Source organism: Lutibacter sp. A80, from assembly GCF_022429645.1.
Lineage (GTDB): Bacteria > Bacteroidota > Bacteroidia > Flavobacteriales > Flavobacteriaceae > Lutibacter.
In genome coordinates this window covers 2,488,532-2,512,990 of sequence record NZ_CP092480.1, presented here as the reverse complement: position 1 = coordinate 2,512,990, position 24,459 = coordinate 2,488,532, and the positions used below count along the sequence as shown (strand labels likewise).

The 24,459-nt window shown below is 29.2% G+C and carries 23 protein-coding genes; 17 read left to right on the top strand and 6 right to left on the bottom strand.

All coding sequences use genetic code 11. The features are described from left to right. Nucleotides 1-81: 81 nt before the first annotated feature. From MHL31_RS10265 to MHL31_RS10230, 8 genes are all read left to right on the top strand, one after another. A complete protein-coding gene (locus MHL31_RS10265; protein ID WP_240225864.1) occupies nt 82-1,089 on the top strand; it encodes a MoxR family ATPase in 1,008 nt (335 codons plus the stop codon). A gap of 100 nt (nt 1,090-1,189) precedes the next feature. Further along, a complete protein-coding gene (locus MHL31_RS10260) occupies nt 1,190-2,059 on the top strand; it encodes a DUF58 domain-containing protein (RefSeq protein WP_240225863.1) in 870 nt (289 codons plus the stop codon). Between the two features lie 14 nt (nt 2,060-2,073). Continuing rightward, nucleotides 2,074-3,666, top strand: a complete 1,593-nt coding sequence (locus MHL31_RS10255) for a hypothetical protein (protein ID WP_240225862.1) — start codon at nt 2,074-2,076, stop codon at nt 3,664-3,666. A 2-nt stretch (nt 3,667-3,668) separates the two neighbouring features. Continuing rightward, nucleotides 3,669-4,673: a VWA domain-containing protein gene (locus MHL31_RS10250; protein ID WP_240225861.1), complete on the top strand. Its 1,005-nt coding sequence runs from the start codon at nt 3,669-3,671 to the stop codon at nt 4,671-4,673. 271 nt (nt 4,674-4,944) lie between these two features. Continuing rightward, entirely contained in the window at nt 4,945-5,994 is a 1,050-nt protein-coding gene (locus tag MHL31_RS10245; protein WP_240225860.1) for a VWA domain-containing protein, read from the top strand. Further along, the gene (locus tag MHL31_RS10240; RefSeq protein ID WP_240225859.1) at nt 5,984-6,808 is read left to right on the top strand and encodes a tetratricopeptide repeat protein; all 825 of its coding nucleotides are present in this window, start codon (nt 5,984-5,986) and stop codon (nt 6,806-6,808) included. Before MHL31_RS10245 ends, MHL31_RS10240 begins: the two co-directional genes overlap by 11 nt. A gap of 49 nt (nt 6,809-6,857) precedes the next feature. Continuing rightward, nucleotides 6,858-8,627: a BatD family protein gene (locus MHL31_RS10235; RefSeq protein ID WP_240225858.1), complete on the top strand. Its 1,770-nt coding sequence runs from the start codon at nt 6,858-6,860 to the stop codon at nt 8,625-8,627. Between the two features lies 1 nt (nt 8,628). Then, nucleotides 8,629-9,381, top strand: a complete 753-nt coding sequence (locus tag MHL31_RS10230) for a tetratricopeptide repeat protein (RefSeq protein WP_240225857.1) — start codon at nt 8,629-8,631, stop codon at nt 9,379-9,381. A 364-nt stretch (nt 9,382-9,745) separates the two neighbouring features. On the opposite strand, the gene MHL31_RS10225 is transcribed toward MHL31_RS10230, so the two are convergent. Beyond that, nucleotides 9,746-10,090, bottom strand: coding sequence for a DUF6150 family protein (locus MHL31_RS10225; protein ID WP_240225856.1), 345 nt, complete (start codon nt 10,088-10,090; stop codon nt 9,746-9,748). A gap of 529 nt (nt 10,091-10,619) precedes the next feature. On the opposite strand from MHL31_RS10225, the gene MHL31_RS10220 reads away from it, so the two are divergent. Continuing rightward, entirely contained in the window at nt 10,620-11,135 is a 516-nt protein-coding gene (locus tag MHL31_RS10220; protein ID WP_240225855.1) for a hypothetical protein, read from the top strand. Nucleotides 11,136-11,272: 137 nt separating this feature from the next. Then, nucleotides 11,273-11,944 (top strand): DUF6796 family protein, encoded by a 672-nt coding sequence (locus MHL31_RS10215; protein WP_240225854.1) that lies wholly within the window; start codon nt 11,273-11,275, stop codon nt 11,942-11,944. A gap of 303 nt (nt 11,945-12,247) precedes the next feature. On the opposite strand, the gene glmS is transcribed toward MHL31_RS10215, so the two are convergent. Genes glmS through MHL31_RS10200 form a run of 3 tightly spaced genes read right to left on the bottom strand, consistent with a single transcriptional unit; the run spans nt 12,248 to nt 16,490 of the window. Beyond that, nucleotides 12,248-14,101, bottom strand: a complete 1,854-nt coding sequence (gene glmS / locus MHL31_RS10210) for a glutamine--fructose-6-phosphate transaminase (isomerizing) (protein WP_240225853.1) — start codon at nt 14,099-14,101, stop codon at nt 12,248-12,250. Nucleotides 14,102-14,115: 14 nt separating this feature from the next. Next, complete coding sequence (locus MHL31_RS10205) at nt 14,116-15,654, bottom strand: DUF4270 domain-containing protein (RefSeq protein ID WP_240225852.1); 1,539 nt, start codon at nt 15,652-15,654, stop codon at nt 14,116-14,118. Between the two features lie 29 nt (nt 15,655-15,683). Beyond that, complete coding sequence (locus MHL31_RS10200; protein WP_240225851.1) at nt 15,684-16,490, bottom strand: glycogen/starch synthase; 807 nt, start codon at nt 16,488-16,490, stop codon at nt 15,684-15,686. Nucleotides 16,491-16,598: 108 nt separating this feature from the next. On the opposite strand from MHL31_RS10200, the gene panC reads away from it, so the two are divergent. The 4 genes from panC (at nt 16,599) to radA (ending at nt 20,353) form a co-directional block, all read left to right on the top strand. Further along, on the top strand, nt 16,599-17,438 hold the full coding sequence (gene panC, locus MHL31_RS10195) for a pantoate--beta-alanine ligase (protein ID WP_240225850.1): 840 nt from the start codon (nt 16,599-16,601) through the stop codon (nt 17,436-17,438). 38 nt (nt 17,439-17,476) lie between these two features. Beyond that, nucleotides 17,477-17,827: an aspartate 1-decarboxylase gene (panD, locus tag MHL31_RS10190; RefSeq protein WP_240225849.1), complete on the top strand. Its 351-nt coding sequence runs from the start codon at nt 17,477-17,479 to the stop codon at nt 17,825-17,827. Nucleotides 17,828-17,829: 2 nt separating this feature from the next. Further along, nucleotides 17,830-18,810, top strand: coding sequence for a lysylphosphatidylglycerol synthase transmembrane domain-containing protein (locus MHL31_RS10185; RefSeq protein WP_240225848.1), 981 nt, complete (start codon nt 17,830-17,832; stop codon nt 18,808-18,810). Between the two features lie 184 nt (nt 18,811-18,994). Next, nucleotides 18,995-20,353 (top strand): DNA repair protein RadA, encoded by a 1,359-nt coding sequence (gene radA, locus MHL31_RS10180; protein WP_240225847.1) that lies wholly within the window; start codon nt 18,995-18,997, stop codon nt 20,351-20,353. 67 nt (nt 20,354-20,420) lie between these two features. Here radA and MHL31_RS10175 read toward each other — a convergent pair whose 3' ends face one another. Further along, complete coding sequence (locus tag MHL31_RS10175) at nt 20,421-21,167, bottom strand: uroporphyrinogen-III synthase (RefSeq protein ID WP_240225846.1); 747 nt, start codon at nt 21,165-21,167, stop codon at nt 20,421-20,423. Nucleotides 21,168-21,184: 17 nt separating this feature from the next. Continuing rightward, nucleotides 21,185-21,847: a DUF4271 domain-containing protein gene (locus MHL31_RS10170; protein ID WP_240225845.1), complete on the bottom strand. Its 663-nt coding sequence runs from the start codon at nt 21,845-21,847 to the stop codon at nt 21,185-21,187. Nucleotides 21,848-21,916: 69 nt separating this feature from the next. On the opposite strand from MHL31_RS10170, the gene MHL31_RS10165 reads away from it, so the two are divergent. Genes MHL31_RS10165 through MHL31_RS10155 form a run of 3 tightly spaced genes read left to right on the top strand, consistent with a single transcriptional unit; the run spans nt 21,917 to nt 24,454 of the window. Further along, nucleotides 21,917-22,636 (top strand): polyprenol monophosphomannose synthase, encoded by a 720-nt coding sequence (locus MHL31_RS10165; protein WP_240225844.1) that lies wholly within the window; start codon nt 21,917-21,919, stop codon nt 22,634-22,636. 17 nt (nt 22,637-22,653) lie between these two features. Next, complete coding sequence (locus MHL31_RS10160; RefSeq protein WP_240225843.1) at nt 22,654-24,003, top strand: dihydroorotase; 1,350 nt, start codon at nt 22,654-22,656, stop codon at nt 24,001-24,003. Beyond that, nucleotides 23,996-24,454 carry a DUF4296 domain-containing protein gene (locus tag MHL31_RS10155; RefSeq protein WP_240225842.1) on the top strand — a complete coding sequence of 153 codons (459 nt, stop codon included), beginning with the start codon at nt 23,996-23,998 and terminating at the stop codon, nt 24,452-24,454. The genes MHL31_RS10160 and MHL31_RS10155 overlap by 8 nt, the downstream gene beginning before the upstream one ends. Nucleotides 24,455-24,459 lie beyond the last annotated feature (5 nt).

Here is a 24,459-nt window from a genome sequence, read left to right as displayed (position 1 = left end):
TAACAACAAATAAAAAAATATTTATGCTATTTGCATTGTGTTAGAAAGCATGTTAAATTCACGCGGTAAAAACTATAAAAAATGATTGAAGAAAATAACGTTTCAATTGATATTAAAGCTATCAATGAAAAAATTGAAAAAGAAAGTGCCTTTGTCGATTTGTTAATAATGGAGATGAACAAAGTAATTGTTGGTCAAAAGCACATGATAGAACGATTGTTAATTGGTTTATTAGGAAATGGCCATATTTTATTAGAGGGTGTTCCTGGTTTAGCAAAAACACTTGCTATAAACACGTTAGCAAAAGCTGTTCAAGGAGGGTTTAGTAGAATTCAATTTACGCCAGATTTATTACCTGCCGATGTTGTTGGAACAATGATTTATAGTGTTAAAGACAATGATTTCACTATAAAAAAAGGTCCAATTTTTGCCAATTTTGTATTGGCAGATGAGATTAACCGTGCACCTGCTAAAGTACAATCGGCTTTGTTAGAAGCAATGCAAGAGCGTCAAATTACAATTGGAGATACAACATTTAGTTTAGATGAGCCTTTTTTGGTAATGGCAACTCAAAACCCTGTTGAGCAAGAAGGAACATATCCTTTACCAGAAGCGCAAGTAGATAGGTTTATGTTAAAAACTGTAATTGATTATCCAAAAATTGATGAAGAGCAGCTAATTATGCGTGCAAACTTAAAAGGTAGTTTTGGAAAAATTAATGCAGTTGCATCTATAGATCAAATTAATAGAGCTAGAAAGGCTGTGAAAGATGTGTATATGGACGAAAAAATAGAGAAATATATACTAGATATTATTTTTGCTACCCGTTATCCAGAAAAATACGAGTTACCATCTTTACAAGGTTTAATAAGTTTTGGAGCATCGCCACGTGGAAGTATTAACTTAGCTATGGCAGCAAAATGTTATGCTTTTATTAGAAGAAGAGGCTATGTTATTCCAGAAGATGTACGCGCAGTTGTACACGATGTTTTACGTCATAGAATTGGTGTAACTTATGAAGCAGAAGCAGAAAATATTACTTCAGAAGATATAATCAATCAAATTGTAAATCAAGTAGAAGTACCTTAGTAGTTGGCGGTCTCAAATTACGGTTGACAGTTTTTTTATAGAACTGAAACAACTAAAAACTGCAATTAATACTGCAACTGAATACTGCAAACTAGATAATATGGATACCAAAGAGATACTAAAAAAAGTTCGAAAAATAGAGATTAAGACACGTCGTTTGTCTAATCATATATTTTCTGGCGAATATCACAGTTCGTTTAAGGGACGAGGTATGACTTTTTCTGAAGTACGACAATATCAGTACGGAGACGATGTTAGGGCAATAGATTGGAATGTTACAGCACGTTATAACGAACCTTTTGTAAAGGTTTTTGAAGAAGAACGTGAACTAACTATGATGTTGATGGTTGACATTAGTGGCTCTGAATTTTTTGGAACTACACAACAATTTAAAAGAGATACTCTTACGGAAATAGCTGCAACATTGGCTTTTTCAGCAATTCAAAATAACGATAAAGTTGGTTTACTATTATTTTCTGATCAAATGGAGCTATTTATTCCTCCAAAAAAAGGGAAAAGCCATGTACTTCGAATTATTAGAGAATTAATTGAATTTAAACCAAAAAGTACCAAAACTAGTATTGATGAAGCATTAAAGTTTTTATCAAGTGTAATTAAAAAGAAAGCCATAGTTTTTGTGCTTTCAGATTTTATGGATTCTCATTACGAGAACACATTAAAAATTGTTGGTAGAAAACACGATGTTACAGGTATTAGAATATACGATGAGCACGATGTTTCTATACCAAACCTTGGAATGGTTCCAATGTTAGATGCAGAAACAGGTAAAGTGGTACTGGTAAATACAGCTTCAAAAAGTGTAAGAAAAGCATATGAGGCACATTATAATAAATCCGTAACTTATTTTGAAAAAACATTTACACATTGTGGTGCAGGTACTATAAGTTCTCGAATTGATGAAAGTTATGTAAAAAAATTATTAGGTTATTTTAAACATAAAGGTTCATAGAAGTGAATTATAAAATGAAGAAACAATTAGTTTATATATTATTTTTTATTGGTTTTATTGGAATTGCACAGGAGAACCCAGTTGCAATTTCTGTAGATACTACAACCATTAGAATTGGTGAGCAAATACAGTATAAAATTTCTGTAAATGAAACTTCTAATGTACTTTTTCCTGAATTTAAGTTAGATAGTTTAGGTAAAGTTGAAGTTGTGGAAGCTTTAACAATAGATACCTTAAAAAATAAGCTTGAAAAAAAATACATTTTAACAAGTTTTGATAGTGGGCAATATTTAATTCCACAACAAAAAATTCTTATCAATAATAAGCAATTTTTAACAGACTCATTATTAGTAAATGTTGCAACTGTACAAGTAGATACTACTAAACAAAAAATGCATCTTATAAAATCTATTAAAAGAGAACCTAAAACTTTTGATGATTATAAGCATTTATGGTGGTGGGCTATTCCAATTTTATTATTGTTTGCTTTAATATTGTACTTTATTTTTAGAAAGAAAATAGAAAAAATTATTCCAAAAGTACAAGTTGCTCCTATCCAAGAAGCCATGCAACGTCTTAAAGAATTAGATGAAAAACAATTATTACAACAAAATAAAATTAAAATCTATTATTCTGAATTAACAGATATTGTAAGAACTTATATAGAAAAAGACATAAAAATTCCAGCATTAGAATCTACCACTAATGAGTTAATTGAAACCATTGAAGATTTTAATGAATCTAGTAAATTAGGTATTTCAAAAGAAACAATTATACAATTAAAAGAAGTTTTACAAAGTGCAGATTTAGTGAAATTTGCAAAATCTAAACCAATTGTTGAAGAAATAAAAGGAGATAGAACTAAGGTTGAAGCTATTTTAAATAATACTCAAAACGCCGTTCAAATTGCCAATCAAAACAAATCAGAAAATAGCCCAGAAGAGGCTCCGATTTTAGTTGAAACACCAACTCAAAAGAAATCATTTTTCAAAAAGTATTTAATTATTATTTTAATTGCTATAGTGCTATTGATTGGAGGCTTAGGTTATGTTGGCTATAGGTATGTTAAAACTAATATTCTAGGAAAAACTACTTCAGAAATGATTGAAGAACAGTGGTATAAGGCTTCATATGGTAATCCAAAAATAACCTTAGAAACACCAGAAATATTAACAGTGCAATCTGTACAACTTCCAGAGAATAGTATGTCAACAATTGGAGATTTTTCAATTTATACATATGGGAGTCCAATTAGTAATTTTTACATCGCAGTTTCAACAACACATTTTATAAGCGAATTAGAGCAAATGGATTTAGATACCGGTATTACGGGGGCTCTTAATGGAATGGAAAAGCAATTAAATACCAGATTTACTAATATTAAAAAAGAAACCATTAAAATTGATGGAATTAAAGGGAAAAAGGCATCTGTAGAATATAAAAGGTTAAATGAGGCAACACAACAAATGGAAGATTATAAACTAACAATGTTGTTTTTTGCCGATACAAATGGAATGCAACAAGTGTATGTTTCTTCTTTATGGAGCGACGATTCTGCAGAAAGTGTAGTAAATAGAATTATTAAATCAGTATCCTTAAAACAATAAGTATGTTTCAGAATTTTGAATTTTTACATCCGCAGTTTTTATGGTTATTAGTTTTAATACCAATACTTGCTATTTGGCTATTTTTGGTTCGAAAAAAAGAAAGTGCCACATTAACAATTTCAAGTATAAAGGGTTTTGAAGTTAAACCTTCAATATTGTCAAAATTAAAACCCTTATTACACGTGTTAAGGTTAACAGCATTAACATTGTTAATTGTTGCTTTAGCGCGTCCAAGAAATGTTTCAGTAAGCAAACGTACTAAAACTAACAAAGGAATAGATATTGTTATGGCAATTGATGTTTCAGCAAGTATGTTAGCACGCGATTTAAAACCAAACAGATTAGAAGCTTTAAAAAAAGTAGCTACAGAATTTGTAAATCAGCGCCCTAATGATAGAATAGGAATTGTAGTGTATGCTGGTGAAAGTTTTACGCAAACGCCTATTACAAGTGATAAAAGAATTGTAAGAAATACCATTTCAGATATTAAATGGGGACAATTAGAAGGTGGTACTGCAATTGGAATGGGATTGGGTTCTGCAGTTAACAGATTAAAAGAAAGTAAAGCAAAAAGTAAGGTTATTATTTTACTTACAGATGGGGTTAATAATACAGGTTTTGTAGATCCTAAAACAGCAACAGAATTAGCAGTTGGTTTAGGAATTAAAGTTTATACCATTGGTTTAGGAACTAATGGAACAGCATCTTTTCCATATGCAAAAGATCCAAGAACAGGGAAATTATTATTTAGAAGTTCTCCTGTAGAAATAGATGAAGAATTATTACAATATATAGCCAAAGAAACCGAAGGTCAATATTTTAGAGCTACGGATAACACAAAGTTAAAAGCTATTTACGAAGAAATAAATAAGTTAGAAAAAACAGAAATAGAGGAATTTAAATATTATAATTATCAAGAAAAATATAGAATTCTAGTGCTTTTGGCTGGATTATTAATATTAATTGAAGTGTTTTTAAAAAACACAATATTTAAAAGCTTTATTTGATGATGACTGTTGAATCAGGTAATAAAGTTTGAGTGTCATTCCTGCGAAGGTAGGAATCCAAACTAGTATTGAATAGATTCCTGCCTACGCAGGAATGACAATTGACATAAAAATTAAATTAATTATATCAAAAGAATTAAATTTTATTTCAGAAGAAAATATGATAAACTAAGAGTTGAAATCGGCAAAATACCTAGGTGTTAAATGCTTTACAAAAAGCACAAATAAATAATTGAACCCTTAACCATTCAACCTTTAAATTAATAACGAAATGTATCAAATAGAAGAACCGACATATTTTATTTACTTAGCAATTATTCCAGTAGTATTTGTACTGTTTTTGTTGGTGCTTTGGTGGAAAAAAAGGACACAAAAACATTTTGCGGATAAAAACCTTATAGAGAAGTTAAGTCCTCAAAAATCTGTATTTAAGTCATTTTTAAAAATAATAGTAATTTGTTTAGGATTGGCTTTTTTAATAATCTCGTTAACTAATCCTAAAATGGGAACAAAGTTAGAAACAGTTAAAAGAGAAGGTGTAGATATTGTTTTTGCATTAGATGTTTCTAAAAGTATGTTAGCAGAAGATATTGCTCCAAGCCGTTTAGATAAAGCAAAGCAAATAATTACTAGAGTAATAGAAAATTTAGGAAGCGATAGAATTGGTATTATTATTTATGCAGGTAATTCGTATCCTTTATTGCCAATTACTACAGACCATGCTGCGGCAAAAATGTTTCTTCAAAATGCAAATCCCGATATGGTTTCCAGTCAAGGAACAGCTATAAATGATGCTATTGAAAGAGGAATTACTTATTTTGATAACGACGAACAAACCAACCGATTTTTATTTATAGTTTCAGACGGAGAAGATCACGAAGAAAATACTGTTTCTTTAGCTAAAGATGCAACAAAACAAGGTATTAAGGTTTATACTGTTGGAGTTGGTTCAGAAAAAGGAGCGCCGATACCTATAAAAAACAATGGACAAGTTGTTAGCTATAAAAAAGACAATAAAGGCGAAGTTGTTATTACCAAAATGGTTGAAACTGTTTTAAGAGATATTGCTATTGAAGGTAATGGAAAATACATCAATGGAAATAAAACACAAGAAACTATTGATACAATTGACGATATTTTACTAAAAGCCGAAAAAAGTGAGTTTGAAACAAAGAAATTCGCAGATTTTAAAGATCAATTTCAATGGTTTTTAGGCATAGGATTGCTATTTCTTATACTAGATGTATTCTTGCTAGAAAAGAAAACAACCTGGATTCAAAAATTAAATTTATTTAATCAAACTGAAAAGAATGAAGAATAGATGCGTACTTATATTTTTATGTTTTACAAGCTTGGTTTTTTCACAACAAGAAAATACCGATCAGCTTGAGCGTGAAGCTAGAGAATATGTTAGAGAAGGTAACAAACTATACAATCAATTAAAGTTTGATGAGGCTGAAGTTGAATATAAAAAGGCACTTTCTAAAAATCCAAATTATCCGAAAGCTTCGTATAATTTAGGAAATGCTATTTATCAACAAAATAGAAATAAGGAAGCTATTGCTCAATTTGAATTGGTTGAAAAAACTGCTACAGATAAAATGAGTAAAGCAGAAACCTACCATAATATGGGTAATGCTTTTATGAACGAAAAACAATACGATAAAGCAGTTGCAGCTTATAAAAACTCGATGCGTAACAATTCTAAAGATGATGAAACACGTTACAATTTAGCGTTGGCTCAAAAGCTGTTAAAAGAACAACAAAATCAGGATAATAAAGACAATAAAGACAATCAGGATAACAAAGATAATAAGGACAATAAAGATAATAAGGATAATAAAAACGATCAGAATAAAGATAAAGAAGGCGGAGACGAAGATAAGAACGAAGATAATAAAGATCAAAAAGATAAAGGAGACGATAAACAAGACGATAAAGGGGATCCAAAAAAGAATGATGATAAGAAAGATGATGATAAAAAACAAGATCAAAAACCACGTCCTAATCAATTATCGCCTGAGCAAATGAAACAGTTGTTAGAAGCAATGAACAACGAAGAGAATAAAACTCAGAAAAAATTAAATGCTGAAAAAGCAAAAGGTAAAAAAGTTAAACAAGAAAAAGATTGGTAATTATATAGCAATATAAATTATCAAAAAAATAAATATAAATTTCAGAAAAATGAAATTATTGAAGTTTTACATAGTAACTATTTTATTATTTACATCGCAAGTGTTTTTTGCTCAAATTGAGCTTAAAACAACTGTTAGTAAAGACAAACTAGGTGTAAATCAGCGCTTCAGAATTGTGTTTACCGTTAACAAACAAGGAGCCGATAATTTTAAAGCTCCACCATTTACCAATTTTAAAGTGGTTGGTGGTCCAAGTTCATCAGTAAATCAATCGTGGATTAACGGAAAAGCCAGTTATGCACAATCGTATATTTATATACTAGAACCAAAAAAACAAGGTGAATTTTTAATAGCTCCAGCTGAAATAGAATATAACGATAAAATTATAAAATCTAATGCAGTTAAAATATGTGTTGTAGATGCTGTAGAAATACCAAAAGACCCAAATAATCCAGAATTTATTGCGCAACAAAATATTCATTTAGTTGCTGAAGTTTCAAATTTAAACCCTTATGTAGGTGAAGGAATTTATGTAGTCTATAAACTTTTTGTTAGTGAAAATATTAGTGTTAACGATTGGCGTGTAAGTGAAACTCCACAATACAATGGTTTTTGGAATCAAGATATTGAAGTAAAGAATATTAAGGTTCAAATGGGAAAATACAATGGAGAAGATTATAGATATATTGTATTAAAACGTGCCGTATTAATACCACAAAGAGCGGGAAAATTAAAAATTGAGCCCATAAAAATGGATTTCTCAGTTGGTATTCCAACAGGTAGAGGTGACTTTTTTGGTAATATGATTACAAAAAATATTAATTACGCAACAGCATCTGCTATTAGAACAGTAAATGTAAAACAATTGCCAGAAGAAGGAAAACCATTGGATTTTGCTGGAGCAGTTGGAGATTTTAACTTTGAAGTTAAAGCTAATAAAAACGTGTTAAAAGCTAACGATGCAGCGCAATTAACAGTAAAAGTTTCAGGAAAAGGAAATTTAAAATTATTTGAAATTCCTAAAATAGTTACACCTGCCGAATTAGAAGTTTATACACCAGAACATAAAGAACAAGTAACAACAGCTTTAACTGGTTTAAGTGGAAATGTTGTAGATATTTACACCGTTGTACCTCAATATAAAGGAAAATATAAAATACCAGAGGTAGCATTCTCTTATTTTAACCCGAAAGAGAAAAAATATAAAACCATTAAAGCACCTGCAACTATTGTAGATGTTACAGAGGGAAAAGAGTTGCCTTCAGTAGCTAATAACAATAGCGCTAGTGCATCTAAACAAAATGTGGTTGTAACGGGTAATAATTTTAGATTTATTGCTTTAAATGCGGATTTACAGCCTAAAATTAAATCAGAGTTTTTAAAATCAGATTTATTTTATTTATTATTATTCTTGCCGTTCTTAGCAATTCCAATTGCAATATTTATTGGGAAAAAACGTGCAAAACGCGCTGGAGATGTACTTGGAAATAAAATTAGAAAAGCAGATAGGTTAGCTAAAAAATATTTATCTGAAGCTAAAAAACAACTCGGTAATCAAGAAGCGTTTTACATTGCACTTGAAAAAGCATTGCATAACTTTTTAAAAGCTAAATTACAGATTGAAACTTCGGAAATTTCAAAAGAAAGAATTTCAGAAATATTAACCGAAAAAGGAGTAGAAGTAAGTACTATAAAACAATTTGTAGAGGTGTTAAACGATTGTGATTTTGCACGTTACACGCCAACAACAAATGTAATGATGGAACAAGAGTTTGAAAAAGCTAAAGAAGTAATAACCAATATTGATAAACAGTTATAAAATGAAAAAAGTAGTTAGCATAATAGTGTTGCTGTTTAGCCTTGTTGCTTACTCTCAAGAAGTAAATAAATTATTTGCTGAAGGAAACACATTTTATAAAGAAGAAAATTATACAAGAGCCGTTGGTGTTTATTTAGCTATTGAAGAGCAAGGTATTGAAAGTGATGATTTGTATTTTAATATTGCAAATTGTTATTATAAAATGAATAAAGTTGCACCAGCAATTTATTATTACGAAAAAGCGTTAAAAGTAAATCCTGCAAATGCAGATGCAGCAGCAAATTTAGAGTTTGCAAAAAGAATGACAATTGATGTAATTGAAGATTTGCCGAAAACCTTTTTACAACGTTTCTCTGCAAGTGTTATTCAAAAATTACCGTTTGATACTTGGGCAATTATAGCTGTTGTAGCTTCTTTTTTAGCGGCTTTGTTGTTTTTATTGTATTATTTTTCAGAATCATCAAAAAAGAAATTATTCTATTTTAATACCAGTATTTTGGCTGTTTTTATTTTAGCTATTACCGTATTTTTTGCCTTTAATAATTATAAAACAGTTCAAAAAAATAGAATTGCAATTATTTTTTCTCCTAAAGTTGAAATAATGAATGCTCCTTCTGTTAGTAGTGATGAAATTTTTGAATTGCACGAAGGTACTAAAGTTATTGTTTTAGATGTATTAGACAACTGGAAAAAAATTAAAATAGCAGATGGTAAAACCGGCTGGATTTCTACCGATGCTTTAAAAGAAATATAGCGTTAGCTACTTTGTAATTCCAGGTGAGTTTTACGTTAGAAATTACTTAAGCTTGAGACCCTAAAAAATAGTTTTCTCAAGAAGAGGAAATGAAATTACTAATTGTAAAGAGGTCTGTCATTCCTGTGTAGGCAGGAATCTATAACAAGCTGAGAAATGGATACCTGCCTCCGCAGGTATGACAAATAAATAATAAGAGTAAATCGAAGTTAAAGATATTCAATCAGTTAAATACACGTCAATGACAGTGAAGTATTGAAATAATTTTGTATCGAAAACAAGCAATTTTTATACAAAAAATTACCACCATTCAAGGTTTTTTTAGAAATTATCACTTATATCAATTAGTATCCAAGAGATCTAATTAATACAACAAATGTTTTTTCGATTTATTTTTCCAACCAGATTGGGATTTATTCTTAACAAAGTAAATCTTTAAATCACTTTGAGATTCATATTTAACAAAGTAGATTTTCTTATCTGATTGCGAAGGATATTTTACAAAATACCACAACCCTTCGTTTCCTTTTATTTGTGACTCGTAATCTGCTTTAAATACTTTTAAATCGCACTGAGATTCGTATTTTACAACATATACTTTTACATCAGCTTGCGATTGGTAGTTTACAGAATAGATTTTTTGAGAATAAATTATTGCCGGTAAAATTAGAAGTGTTAATAATAAATAATTACGAAGTTGTTTTTTCATAGTTCTAATTTTTAAAGGAAATATACTATATCGTATATCAAAATCTATACCATTGAAAATTAGGAAGTAATACTACAACCTTGCCTAGTGACTTTTTTATCAAAATACACAAGGACGGTATTAGAACCACTAACCAACTGTTTTTTAAGTTGTTTATGAAACTAGTAAATGACAATAATCATTTGAAATTAAAATTCCCTTTTTTATATTTGAGTAAAATTGCAAATAAATTCAATATTTTATAGATATATAGAGAAAAGGCATATTTGCTTTATACGTAGAATTAGTTCGGGATAAAAGCATATAATATGTGCATATAACGGAGTTAGCACAAATACAGATTAAAATGACAATATTTAGAAATTTAATAATTACATTACTTCTCAACTTTATTTTTTTTGAAGTTTATTGCCAGACGGATTTAACAACTCATTCTCTGATTAATATCAAAACTACTACCTTGGACACGATAAAATTGACAGAGAAAATTAAGATCATTAATGTTTTGTGGTTAAATGACACGATAAGATTGAGTGTTTCAAAGGAAAGAACTGATACATCTTCACTAAAAATAATCAATCCCAAGGGCTATTTTGCTTCCAAAGGTTTCATTTTTACCGATAATTCAATAAATCAAAATTGTTTTTCATACGCTTTGGAGAAATATTTCGAAAATAGTGAAACATTTAGACAAAATGTTTTTAACAAAACAACAATAATTGATGGAGTATCAATAGAAAAAATTCTAAAGAATTCTTTTATAGAAATTACTGAATTTACAACAAAACCCAGAAGGAATCTAAAAAACCCTATTCCGAATGATGTTATACTTGCTTTTGTTGACGATTTAGGTTCGACTATTCACACTGCATATTACCGTGATGAAATTTTTTATACTAAAAATGGAGGGTTTGCACCTGACACATTTAAATCATTAAATGAATTTATAAAGAAAACCTATTGGTATACAAAAAAAATTATTGTCTATAGAATTGATGAAGATAAAATAAAACGTACTTGTGCTAACACTGTTTATAATTTATAGCTTGGTTCTAGCACATTTACGAAAATCCTATCGGATTTTCTTCGTTAGCGTTTTATTTAGTAAATTAGTAGCTTAAAATACGCTACAAACCATACACAAACCCGTTGTATGCAATACGAGAAAAACGCCTGTAATCAATGAGAATGAACCAGTTTTGGATAAGAGTTTTGGGAATTTTTGGAATATTAGGTGGATTGATTTTATTTGCTGGAGATATGCTTTTGTATTATGACCCTATCAATATGAGTTTAAAGCGGAATATGGGAAATGCTTCTGACTTTAGAATTATTACAAGTGGAATTTGTGCATTATTTGCGACTTGGTTTTATATGCTTGGATTAGGTCAAGTTTATTACGCATTTAAGCCGACAAAATCGATTTTTAGAAATGGTGTATTGATTTTTTTCGGAAGTATATTAATAGCGTTTGGAATAGTTCACGGAGCTTTTCTCTCTATTGCTACATCTGCGAAATTAGCGACTGAACATAATCTTGACATAAACAATGCGGTTTCACTATCTGAAAAAATAAACAAGATTTTGAGATTATTCGTTTATCCGATTGTTGGAATTTTATCCATTCTATTTATTAGCCAAGTTTGGAAAAGAAAAACCTTGTATCCAAAATGGATTATCATTTTTTTTCCGTTAATTCCATTTTTAATTGAGGATTTAGTTACTAAATATTTACCTGACAATGTTTGGATTGTAGTTAAAGGAGGTTATTTAAATATAATTTTGGCTATCTTTTTTACTGCATCGACAATTGCCTTGTGGAATATCAAAAGAACTGAAATAAATAGTGAATAAAGTACTGCATACAACAAAGTACTGTGGTAAAAAACAAGTAAAAATGACTTAATTTTTAAAACAATGGCATAGTTACGTTTTCATCGTCTTGATTTCTATCGAAAATCCAACTCACGAAACCGCAAATATTCATACACAAATACGTTAAATATTAATCAAAAATGTCTAAAATGATTCTGAGCTTTGGGGAAATAACAAATTTTTTTAAAAAATAACAAGTTACTTTATGGGATGATTTAAGTTTATCCGAGAAAAAGAAACTCTAATTAATGAATTAGATACTTATAACCATCATTAAAATAATTACTCCACCGTAACAGATTTCGCCAAGTTTCTTGGTTGGTCTACGTTGCAACCGCGCATTACTGCAATATAATAAGACAGCAATTGCAAAGGTATTGTAGTTAATAAAGGTGAAAAAGCCTCTTCTGTTTCTGGAATTTCAATTATATGATCGGCAATTTCTTTTACTACTGTATCTCCTTTGGTAACAATAGCTATAATTTTTCCTTTTCTAGATTTTATCTCTTGAATATTGCTTACAACTTTATCGTAATGCCCTTTTTTGGTTGCAATTACTATTACAGGCATAGATGCGTCTATTAAAGCAATAGGTCCGTGTTTCATTTCTGCTGCAGGATAGCCTTCAGCGTGGATATAAGAGATTTCTTTTAGTTTTAAAGCACCTTCTAAGGCAACAGGGAAATTAAAGCCTCTACCTAAGTATAAACAGTTTGGAGCATCTTTATAAATTGCAGCAATCTTTTCTATGTCGGCATTAATTTTAAGAACTTCTTCTACCTTGTTTGGTATTAACTCTAGTTTGTGTAAATAGTCGTTAAATTTAGCATTGGAGAGTTCTCCATTTAAATTTCCTAATTTTAAAGCTATTAAAGAAAGTACTGTTATTTGCGTAGTAAATGCTTTTGTTGAAGCTACTCCAATTTCTGGACCAGCGTGTGTGTAGGCACCAGAATGTGTTTCTCTTGCAATTGTAGAGCCAACAACATTACAAATTCCAAATACAAAAGCACCATTTGCTTTTGCTAATTTAATGGCAGCTAAGGTATCTGCCGTTTCTCCAGATTGTGAAATTGCAATTACAATATCGTCTTTATTAATAATTGGGTTTCTATATCTAAATTCTGAAGCGTATTCAACTTCAACAGGTATTCTTGCAAAATCTTCTATCAGGTATTCACCAACTAAACCAGCGTGCCAAGAAGTACCACAGGCAACTATTACAATGCGTTTTGCATTTAAAAATTTAGCAATGTTATTGTCAACACTACCCATTTTAATAATGCCTTTATTGGCCAAAAGACGCCCTCTATAGGTATCTAAAATAGCATGAGGTTGCTCGTGAATTTCTTTGAGCATAAAATGGTCGTAACCACCTTTTTCTATTTGTTCTAAATTAAGTTTTAATTCTTGAATATTAGGTTCTACAAAAGAATCATCGTTAATTTTTCGAACTCTAATATCTTTACCTAGTTTAATTATAGCTAATTCTTCGTCATTTAAATAAATAGCATCTTTAGTATATTCAATAAACGGAGAAGCATCTGAAGCGATAAAGAATTCGGTATTATTTTCTCCAATACCAATAGCTAAGGGGCTTCCTAATTTTGCTACTATAATTTCGTCGGCTTTATTAACATCGTATACAGCAATTGCATACGCGCCTACAACATTAGTTAGTGCTAGCTGAACAGCTTTTCCTAATTTACAGTTATTTTTTAATTGAATTTCTTCAATTAAATTTATTAAAACTTCAGTATCTGTTTCACTTTTAAAGGTATAACCTCTATTTATAAGTTCTTTTTTTATGGTATCATAATTTTCAATAATACCATTGTGTACAATTACTAAATTTCCTGAATTTGAAATATGTGGATGCGAATTTTCTGTACTTGGAACTCCATGAGTAGCCCAACGTGTATGTCCTAATGCTAAATTACCTGTAGTATCGTTTTGTTCAGCATTTTTTTTTAAAACAGCAACTTTCCCTTTAGTTTTAAAGAGTTTTAACTTGTCTTTTGTTGAAGTTAAAACAATTCCAGCGCTATCATAACCTCTATATTCTAATCTCTGTAAACCGTTTATAACTATTGGATATGCTTCTCTAAAACCTAAATACCCAGTAATTCCACACATAAAAAAATGTAATTTTAATTATTTATTTCGGTATAAGTAATCTCTAGCTTCGCTTTTTTGTCTCCAGCACTTTCATTATGATTGTATAGAACAACACCTTTTGGCGTCCAACTATAATCTTTAATAGTTAAATCTGTAATGCTTGTTAATAGATCGGAAGAGTTATATACTTTAATTCCAAGTTTTGCTAAATCAAGAGCTTCATCATCATCCGAATTTAATATTTCAGAAATGTAATCAGTTATTTTAAATTCATATTTGTATGGATTTCCATCATCGTCTCTTTCTAAAGTACCATCAACGGCTGCAGCGCCTTCGGTAATCATATCTAGAATATGCGTGTTTTCGTCGTAATTGTAAATAAGAAGTTGTTCTGGAGCAATATTAGAAGAAGCATTTTGATCTACATAAAATGTTAAGGTTGCATCTGTAATTAGCCAATTATTTGCTCTAAGTTCTGTTAAATTTTCATTGGTAAACAAATCTACTGTTGCTAACGATCCAGCTGCGCCTTGTACATATATTCTATCGTCTCCAGAAAGTTTAGAGTTTGTATAATCTCTTTCTAAGATATTTGATTTAAGGGATCCGAAAGTAAAATTATAGGTATGTTTTGTTCTTACACCATCTTCGCCTTTTGTACCATTTTCGTTTAGGTCTTGCTCGTCTGTTTCGTCTTGTGTTTTTGAATAATAGATAACCATTTTTGCGGCAGACATATTTAACGATAAAAGATGCGATTTCTCACTTAAAAGTTCTGAGGCTTCAATATATAAACCTCTAAAGTAATGGTTAAAAGAATCACTATCTAAAAATTCTGAACCTGAAGCGTTTTCAACAAAAAGTTGATGTATTAGTGTTTTATCTAAAGGTAGATTAATTGAAGGACTTAAATCGTCATTTTTAATAGTATCAGTATCATAAACTGTTACTCCATCATTTAAATATCTTTTAATATAAGTTACTGTATCACTTGGGTTTACTTTAAAGTCTCCTGAAAATAGTGGTATATCAGCTTTTTGAAATTCTTTATCTGAATAATAAATTGCTTGTTTAGATGGATCTTCAGGATCTAGGCTATTTAAAAAAGTTTTTAATTCAAAAATATCTAATTTAAAAGGAATCTCTTCATTACCAAATACAGAATCTAAAGTAAATTGAGGTCTTCCATCAGAATAATTATCTGTTCTTGTAGCCTGGTAAGGTATATTAATAAGAACAGAATCTATAGCTACATCGTCTCCATAACCTGAAGCATACGTTGTTCCATAAGTAGGTAAAGTAAGTTGCGTAACAATTGAAGCTTTTAATTTACCAAATTCTTCATCGGCATAAACACCCAATAAATATTGAGAAAGTAAATTAGAAGGTATACGATCTATATTTTCATTTGTAGTTATAACCTCTGAAGTTAATTTATTTGTATCAAATGTACCATTATCAATAAGATCTACTCCAATACTATCAATTTCTTTTTCACAAGAAGTTAATGAAAAAAATACTAAAGAAAGTATTCCTAAGTATTTAAATGTACTTACAACTTTTGTTGTCATATTATAAATTAATATTTATTAGGATTTAACTATAGAACGTTGTCAGTGTAAAATTCTGTATATTTATTTTCGAATTCTTCTGGAGGGAAATATTCTAAAACAGGTTTAGAAGTTGTTTTTAAATAGTCTTCTAATTGATCTGGAAGTACTTCACTACTTTTTATAACAGCATCAGAATTTTCTATAGCATTTATTAAAATATTTGTACAACTTGGATTTTCTATAGTTTCAAATTTAGAAGGTTCTATGTTGTCAAATTTAATTTTCTCATTAAAATTAGCATTTAAAGTACCTTCAAAACCATTATTATAAAGCGATGTTACAATTTTACTGTCTGTAAATAAAGGATCATTTTTATAATATTCTTTAATATACAAAGGTAAAAGAGAAGCCATCCAACCGTGCACATGTATAATATCTGGAGCCCAGTTTAATTTTTTAACTGTTTCAACAACACCTTTTGCAAAAAATATGGCACGTTCGTCATTATCTTTAAACAGATTGTTATCTTCATCTGTAAATAATGCTTTACGTTTAAAGTATTCATCGTTATCTATAAAGTAAACTTGCATTCTTTCTTTTGGAATAGAAGCAACTTTTATAATTAATGGCATATCCATATCATTAATTACTAAATTCATTCCAGATAAGCGAATAACTTCGTGTAATTGATGTCTTCTTTCGTTAATTAATCCATAGCGAGGCATAAAAATACGTGTTTGACCGCCTTGCCCATGTATCATTTTTGCAACTCCAAAAGAAGTTGTAGATAATTCATTTTCTGGTAGATAGGGTACAACCTCAGATGATACAACCAATACTCTCTTATCTTTCATAATCCAACTCTTTATTTTAAAGATTATGCAAAATTACGAAAATTTATGTAGATTTTGACTTGAAAAATGTAAGTTTGCACGCTTTTAACGTTTATTAACAAATGCATTATGCTAGTTTTTGCAAAAAAAAAATCGGTACAACAAAAAATTGAGTCGTTAAAAAAAGCAACCAGTATTGGCTTTGTGCCAACTATGGGAGCACTTCATAAAGGACATTTATCACTAATAGAAAGGGCAAAAAAAGAAAATGACCTTGTTGTTGTAAGTGTTTTTGTAAATCCTACTCAATTTGACAAACAAGAAGATTTAATAAATTACCCTAAAACAATAGAGAAAGATTTATCGCTTTTAAAATCTGTGTTTTGTGATATTGTATTTGCACCTTCAGCTCATGAAATTTATGCAAATAATATTACTTCTCAAGCTTTTGATTTTGATGGTTTGGAATTTCAAATGGAAGGAAAATTTAGAACAGGACATTTTGATGGTGTAGGAACCATAGTTAAACGTTTGTTCGAAATAGTAAAACCAACAAAAGCATATTTTGGTGAAAAAGATTTTCAGCAGTTACAAATTATTAGGACTATGGTGAAAAAACATCAAATTCCTGTAAAAATTGTTGGTTGTGATATTTATAGAGAAGACGATGGATTGGCTATGAGTTCTAGAAATACAAGACTTACAAAAGCACATAGAGAAGCAGCACCATTTATATATAAAACACTAAAACAAGCAAAGGTAAAGTTTGGCACAGAAAATGCTCTAGATGTTGTAGGTTGGGTTGAAAATGAATTTAAAAAACAACCTTTATTAGAATTAGAATATTTTGAAATTGCAGATGAAGAAACACTTCAAACAATTAAAAATAAAGATATTAAGCAAAAATATAGAGCTTTTATAGCTGTTTTTGCAGGAGAAATTAGACTTATTGATAATATAAGTTTATAAATATGAATAGATTAACACAAAATTATTAATTTTGCACCATGCAAATAGAAGTCGTAAAATCAAAAATTCACAGAGTTAAGGTTACAGGAGCCGATTTACAATATATTGGTAGTATAACTATTGACGAAGATTTAATGGATGCTTCCAATATTATTCAAGGAGAGAAGGTTCAAATTGTTAATATTAATAATGGAGAGCGTCTTGAAACGTATGCAATTCCTGGTCCTAGAAAAAGTGGAGAAATAACTTTAAATGGTCCAGCTGCTAGAAAAGTTGCAAAAGGAGATATTATTATTATAATTTCTTATGGTATATTGGATTTTGAAGAAGCAAAATCTTTTAAACCATCATTAATTTTTCCAAATGAAAACGATAACTCGTTAACATAAACTTGAAAAAAAAAATTAAAAAATCTATATTTTTAATACTCCCAATATTATTGGGAGTTTTTTTAGTTTGGTACTCATTATCTAAATTATCACCTGAAGATATTGAATCTATAAAAACATCTTTTAAAACCGCTAATTATTGGTGGGTTTTAGTTTCTTTATTGTTAGGGGTTTTAAGTCATTTATCTCGTGCATATCGTTGGCAATTTTTATTAGAACCATTAGGGTATAAGCCCAGATTTGCCAATAGCATAATGTCGGTTTTAATTGCGTATTTATTAAATTTATTTATTCCAAGATCTGGTGAATTTGCACGTGCTGCTAGTGTAAAAAAATACGAAGACATACCATTTGAAAAAGCTTTTGGAACTATTGTAGCCGAGCGGGTTGCAGATGCAATTATATTATTGGGTATAATTGGTATTGCTTTCTTTTTTCAAGCAGAGTTAATTAGTGGTTATATTTTTAAAGAAGAAGCTTCTAATACTAGTATATATTTTAAAATAGTTATTTTTATTGTATTGCCCGTAATTGGGTTTTTTAGTTACCGATATTTAAGTAAATCTAAAAATATTTTTATTGTAAAGCTTATTAGTTTTATAAACGGATTAATTGATGGAGCTAAAAGTATTTTTACAATGAAAAAGAAGTGGAAGTTTATAGCACATACCGTTTTTATTTGGGGAATGTATGTACTTATGTTCTATGTTGTAACATTTGCTTTGCCAGAAACCACAAACCTATCTTTTGCTGCTATAATTGTTGGTTTTGTTGTTGGTAGTTTAAGTATGGCGCTTACAAATGGCGGTTTAGGTACTTATCCGCTTTTAGTTGCGGGGGCTTTAGTTTTATATAAAATAGATCTTAATGCAGCTTTAGCATTTGGATGGATAATGTGGACAGCACAAACCTTAATGGTTATTGTATTTGGAAGTGTATCTTTAATTTTAATTCCAATATATAATAAATATCAAAAAAAATAAGGATTTATTTATACCTATCGAAGTAGCGGATTTTTATTTTTCTAACTTTCACTGCATTAAAATTTTAAACAATTATTGCTGCTTTTTTTGAAAATTCCACATAGATAAATAAAAAATAAATGTGTCTAATTTCTTAAAAACCTAAACACATTGAGTATATTTACTTTTTAAATTCTAATAAATAATGGCAAAAGTTAAAACTACTTTTTTCTGTCAGAATTGTGGTACACAATATGCAAAATGGTTAGGGCAATGTAAGGCTTGTAACGAGTGGAATACTATTGTAGAAGAAGTTGTTCAAAAGGAAGAAAAGCGAAATTGGAAACAAACACCTGCAGTTAAAAAAAGTAATAAAGCTTTAAAAATTAATGAAATTGTTTTAGATAAAGAAGATCGAATTTCTACAAGAAATAACGAACTAAATAGGGTTTTAGGAGGTGGACTGGTAAGAGGTTCTATGACGCTTTTAGGAGGGGAGCCAGGTATTGGAAAATCTACCTTATTATTGCAAATTGCATTGGCAATTCCTAAAAAAGTTTTATACGTTTCTGGTGAAGAAAGTCAATCACAAATTAAAATGCGTGCAGAACGCTTGCAAATTAATAATACGAATTGTTTAATTTTAACTGAAACAAACACCCAACATATTTTTAAAGCTATTGAAGAGGTACAGCCAGAAGTTGTTGTAATAGATTCTATTCAAACATTATATACCGAATATATTGAAGCTTCACCAGGCTCCATATCGCAAATTAGAGAAACTACAGCAGAGCTTATTAAATTTGCTAAAGAAACAGCAACTCCAGTATTATTAATAGGGCATATAACTAAAGATGGAAACATTGCAGGTCCAAAAATTTTGGAGCATATGGTAGATGTTGTACTACAATTTGAAGGAGATAGAAATCATACATATAGAATTTTACGCGCTAATAAAAATCGTTTTGGTTCTACAGCAGAATTAGGTATCTACGAAATGCAAAACATTGGTTTAAGAGAAGTAGATAATCCTTCAGAAATATTAATTTCTCAAAAAGAAGATGATTTAAGTGGTACTGCAATAGCGGCAACTTTAGAAGGTATGCGTTCTTTAATGATAGAAGTACAAGCTTTGGTAAGTACAGCTGTTTATGGTACTCCGCAGCGTTCTGCAACAGGTTACGATCTTAAAAGGTTAAATATGCTATTGGCCGTTTTAGAAAAACGAGCAGGTTTTAGATTGGGAGCAAAAGATGTTTTCTTAAATATTGCGGGAGGAATTAAGGTAGATGATCCAGCAATTGATCTAGCGGTAATTAGTGCAATTTTATCTTCTAATGAAGATGAAGCAATTCCTCAAGATTTTTGTTTTGCAGCTGAAATAGGTTTAGCAGGTGAAATACGTGCAATAAATAGAGTAGAACAACGTATTTTAGAAGCCGAAAAATTAGGGTTTACTAAAGTATTTATCTCAAAATTTAATAAAATAAGCTCAAAATCATATAGAATTAAAATTGTAAAGGTTGCAAAGGTTGAAGATATTTATGCAAATTTATTTGCATAAAAAAGCACTCTAAAATCTTTTAAATTAAATAGAGTGCTTTTTTTATTAAATAAAAGGAGTTTAAAAATTACTTTTTATTTGCCTTTACTATATATTTTTCTAACGCCATAGTCATTGATGGTGTTTCAGGCGTTGGTGCTTGAATATTACAATCTAAACCAGCCTTTTTAGCAGCTTTTACAGTTGAATTTCCAAATACCGCAATTCGGGTATTATTTTGTTTGAAATTTGGGAAATTTTGAAATAAAGAATCTATCCCAGATGGTGAAAAGAAAACTAAGATATCATAGAAAACGTTTTCTAAATTAGACAAATCACTAACTACTGTTTTAAATAAAATAGCTCTTGTCCAATTAATTCCAAGATTATTTAAAGTTTCAGGTATAATCTCCTTTAACTTATCAGATGAAGGAAGTAAAAACTTCTCATCTTTATATTTTTTAATAATAGTTGATAATTCTGGGAATGTACGTTTACCAACATAAATTTTACGTTTACGGTAAACAACATATTTTTGTAAATAATATGCTACTGCTTCAGATTGACAAAAATATTTCATTGAATCTGGAACTGTAAATCTCATTTCTTCTGCCACTCTAAAAAAGTGATCAACTGCATTTCTACTGGTTAAAATAATAGCAGTATAGTTGCTTAAATCAATTTTTTGAACACGTACCTCTTTTGCTGAAACACTTTCAACATGTATAAATGGCACAAAATCAATTTTAACTTTTTGCTTTTCAATTAAATCGGTATAAGGAGAGTTTTCGGTTTTAGGAGCTGGCTGAGAAACCAAAATTGTTTTCACTTTCATAAACTTCAATTTTGTGCTTAAATAGTTAACTTTATTATAATTATTAAGGGTGCTATTTCAAGGACGCAAAGGTACAAAATAAAATAAAACAAGTGATTAAATGTCTCATTTTTATTATTTATTATTAGATTAAGGTATCTAATTATTATTAAAAACATAAAAATTACCAATGTAATTTTTAAGAAAACAGGTTGAAAGTATGTGGAATACGAACTCAGAATTAAAAATGGTAAAATCCACAAAATCAACCCATTAAGAATGTTTGTTTTCTCATAAAATATTTTTTTATGTAGTTTTTCTAAATTAAATATTAAGGCTAAAAAAATACCAATTAAAAAGCGTGCTAAGAAATAAAAACCTACGCCAAATAATATATTTAAATATAGAATTATTTCATTATCAGAGGTTTCAATGTTTAAAATATCGGTTAAAAAGTATAAAAACAACGAAATACTTAAAAGTTGAATTATAAAAAAAAGTATTTGGTAAAGATTAAAAAAGATGTTTTTTTCTTTATTGAAATTGCTAGCTAACTTATTTTTTTTAAAAAAAAAGATGCTGGTATAAAATAGTTTACTACCAAATAAACTTTTTTGAATAGCTAATAGTATAAATATTATTAAAAAAATAATTGTAATCCAATCATTATTTTGACTTATTATATTTTCTGCTTCAATCATTAAGTAAGTTACTATTTTATCGCAAAATTAGTGATTAATTGTTTTATCTTTGCTGCAAAATTGATCTATATGGCCAATACACTGGTAATAATACCAACTTTTAACGAAAAAGAAAATATTGAAGCAATAATTCTCGCTGTTTTTCAGCAAGAAAAACAATTTGATATTTTAATTGTTGACGATAGTTCACCAGATGGAACAGGAGCTATTGTTAAAAATTTACAGAAAGAGTTTAAAAATTTATTTCTAGAAGTAAGAACAGAAAAACAAGGTTTAGGTACCGCTTATATACATGGTTTTAAATGGGCTTTAGATAGAGGTTACGATTATATTATTGAAATGGATGCAGATTTTTCTCATAATCCAAAAGATTTAGTAAGACTGTACAATGCTTGTGCTAATGAGGGTGCAGATTTTGCAATAGGCTCTAGATATTTAAATAATAAAATTAATGTTGTAAATTGGGATATAAAACGACTCGTTTTATCGTATTTTGCTTCAAAATACGTTAAAATTATTACACAAATACCTATTTATGATACCACAGCAGGTTTTGTTTGTTATAAACGAAATGTTTTAGAAAGTTTACAATTAGATAAAATAAAATTTGTAGGATATGCGTTTCAAATTGAAATGAAATTTAAAGCTTGGAAAAGAAAATTTAAGCATAAAGAAGTTTCAGTTATATTTACAGATAGAAAAAAAGGAACATCGAAAATGAGCGGATCTATTATTTCCGAAGCTGTTTTTGGTGTTATTAGAATGAAAATTGCAGGAGTTAAAAAATAAATTTAAGGAAAAGAACAATGAGTTTAACACTTATAAAAAATGCGCAAATTGTTAACGAAGGTACAATACTAGAAGGTGATGTATTACTAGATGGTGAGTATATTGTAGATATTGATACCTCAATTAGTTTAAAATCTTCTGACACAATAGTAATTGATGCCGAAGGTAAATATTTAATTCCTGGAGCAATAGATGATCAAGTTCACTTTAGAGAACCAGGATTAACACAAAAAGCAACTATAGCAACCGAAAGTAAAGCAGCTGTAGCAGGTGGTATTACTTCGTTTATTGAAATGCCAAATACGGTGCCGCAAGCTACCACTCAAAAATTACTAGAAGATAAATTTGAAATTGCATCAAAGTCATCATATGCAAATTATTCTTTTATGTTTGGAGGTACAAATAATAATTTGGAAGAATTATTAAAAACCGATCCTAAAAATGTTGCCGGAATTAAACTTTTTTTAGGTTCATCTACAGGAGATATGTTGGTGGATAATCAAGAAGTTTTAGAAAAAATATTTTCTTCAACAAAAATGTTAATTGCTGTACATTGTGAAGATGAAGCTACTATAAAAAGCAATTTAGAAACGTATTTAAAAGAATATGGAGATGATATTCCAATAGAGATGCATCCTAAAATTAGAAGTGAAGAAGCTTGTTATTTATCGTCTTCAAAAGCAATTGAACTTGCAAAGAAAACCGGAGCACGTTTACATGTTTTTCATTTATCAACAGCTAAAGAAACAGCATTGTTTTCTAATAAAATACCTTTAGAAAAAAAACAAATTACAGCTGAAGTTTGTGTACATCATTTAACTTTTGACGATAGCCATTACAAAACTAAAGGAACATTAATAAAATGGAATCCAGCAGTAAAAACTGAAAAAGATAAAGAGGGTTTATGGAAAGCCTTGTTAGATGATAGAATTGATGTTATTGCTACAGATCACGCACCGCATACTTTAGAAGAAAAACAACAAGTATATACCAAAGCACCAAGTGGTGGCCCATTAGTGCAACATGCTTTACCAGCAATGTTAAAAGCATGTAGACAAGGAAAAATTTCTATTGAAAAGGTTGTTGAAAAAATGTGCCATAATCCTGCAAAAATTTTTAAAATTGAAAAAAGAGGATTTATTAAAAAAGGATATTATGCTGATTTGGTATTAGTAGATATTGCATCTCCTTGGACAGTTAAAAAAGATAATATTTTATACAAATGTGGATGGTCGCCTTTTGAAGGAACAACGTTTTATTCTAAAATTACACATACTTTTGTAAATGGAAATCTAATGTACAATAATGGAAAGTTTAACGATACAATAAAAGGGAAGCGATTATTGTTTAATAGAACAAATGAATAAATTTATATACATATTTTTTATAAGCTTTTTAATATATAGTTGTACTAGTAACACTATTTTAAAAAAGCCTGACGATTTAATACCAGAAGATAAAATGGTAGATTTATTAACAGATCTATTTTTGGCTGATAATGCAAAAAACACAAAAAATCTTCAGCTAGAACGTCAAGTTAATTACTACCCTTTAGTTTTCGAAAAGTACAATATAGATAGTACACAATTTAAAGAAAGTAATTTTTATTATACCTCTAGAGTAGATGAATATGATGTTCTTTTATTGAAAGTAAATGAACGTTTAAGTGCATTAAACAAGAAATTTGAAGAATTAAAAAGGCAGGAAGATTCTCTAGTAGATGTTGATAAAATTATGAAAAATAAAGTTATTGACTCAATTAATAACATTAAAAAAAGAACTGTTAAGTCTATTAAAGAAGATATAAGAGAAAGGTAATATTT

What these genes read in the sequence shown, in the direction of transcription:
- MHL31_RS10265 (WP_240225864.1), top strand. Translation starts at nt 82, where the DNA reads ATGATTGAAGAAAATAACGTTTCAATTGATATTAAAGCTATCAATGAA.
- MHL31_RS10260 (WP_240225863.1), top strand. Translation starts at nt 1,190, where the DNA reads ATGGATACCAAAGAGATACTAAAAAAAGTTCGAAAAATAGAGATTAAG.
- MHL31_RS10255 (WP_240225862.1), top strand. Translation starts at nt 2,074, where the DNA reads ATGAAGAAACAATTAGTTTATATATTATTTTTTATTGGTTTTATTGGA.
- MHL31_RS10250 (WP_240225861.1), top strand. Translation starts at nt 3,669, where the DNA reads ATGTTTCAGAATTTTGAATTTTTACATCCGCAGTTTTTATGGTTATTA.
- MHL31_RS10245 (WP_240225860.1), top strand. Translation starts at nt 4,945, where the DNA reads ATGTATCAAATAGAAGAACCGACATATTTTATTTACTTAGCAATTATT.
- MHL31_RS10240 (WP_240225859.1), top strand. Translation starts at nt 5,984, where the DNA reads ATGAAGAATAGATGCGTACTTATATTTTTATGTTTTACAAGCTTGGTT.
- MHL31_RS10235 (WP_240225858.1), top strand. Translation starts at nt 6,858, where the DNA reads ATGAAATTATTGAAGTTTTACATAGTAACTATTTTATTATTTACATCG.
- MHL31_RS10230 (WP_240225857.1), top strand. Translation starts at nt 8,629, where the DNA reads ATGAAAAAAGTAGTTAGCATAATAGTGTTGCTGTTTAGCCTTGTTGCT.
- MHL31_RS10225 (WP_240225856.1), bottom strand. Translation starts at nt 10,090, where the DNA reads ATGAAAAAACAACTTCGTAATTATTTATTATTAACACTTCTAATTTTA.
- MHL31_RS10215 (WP_240225854.1), top strand. Translation starts at nt 11,273, where the DNA reads ATGAGAATGAACCAGTTTTGGATAAGAGTTTTGGGAATTTTTGGAATA.
- glmS (WP_240225853.1), bottom strand. Translation starts at nt 14,101, where the DNA reads ATGTGTGGAATTACTGGGTATTTAGGTTTTAGAGAAGCATATCCAATA.
- MHL31_RS10205 (WP_240225852.1), bottom strand. Translation starts at nt 15,654, where the DNA reads ATGACAACAAAAGTTGTAAGTACATTTAAATACTTAGGAATACTTTCT.
- MHL31_RS10200 (WP_240225851.1), bottom strand. Translation starts at nt 16,490, where the DNA reads ATGAAAGATAAGAGAGTATTGGTTGTATCATCTGAGGTTGTACCCTAT.
- panC (WP_240225850.1), top strand. Translation starts at nt 16,599, where the DNA reads ATGCTAGTTTTTGCAAAAAAAAAATCGGTACAACAAAAAATTGAGTCG.
- panD (WP_240225849.1), top strand. Translation starts at nt 17,477, where the DNA reads ATGCAAATAGAAGTCGTAAAATCAAAAATTCACAGAGTTAAGGTTACA.
- radA (WP_240225847.1), top strand. Translation starts at nt 18,995, where the DNA reads ATGGCAAAAGTTAAAACTACTTTTTTCTGTCAGAATTGTGGTACACAA.
- MHL31_RS10175 (WP_240225846.1), bottom strand. Translation starts at nt 21,167, where the DNA reads ATGAAAGTGAAAACAATTTTGGTTTCTCAGCCAGCTCCTAAAACCGAA.
- MHL31_RS10170 (WP_240225845.1), bottom strand. Translation starts at nt 21,847, where the DNA reads ATGATTGAAGCAGAAAATATAATAAGTCAAAATAATGATTGGATTACA.
- MHL31_RS10165 (WP_240225844.1), top strand. Translation starts at nt 21,917, where the DNA reads ATGGCCAATACACTGGTAATAATACCAACTTTTAACGAAAAAGAAAAT.
- MHL31_RS10160 (WP_240225843.1), top strand. Translation starts at nt 22,654, where the DNA reads ATGAGTTTAACACTTATAAAAAATGCGCAAATTGTTAACGAAGGTACA.
- MHL31_RS10155 (WP_240225842.1), top strand. Translation starts at nt 23,996, where the DNA reads ATGAATAAATTTATATACATATTTTTTATAAGCTTTTTAATATATAGT.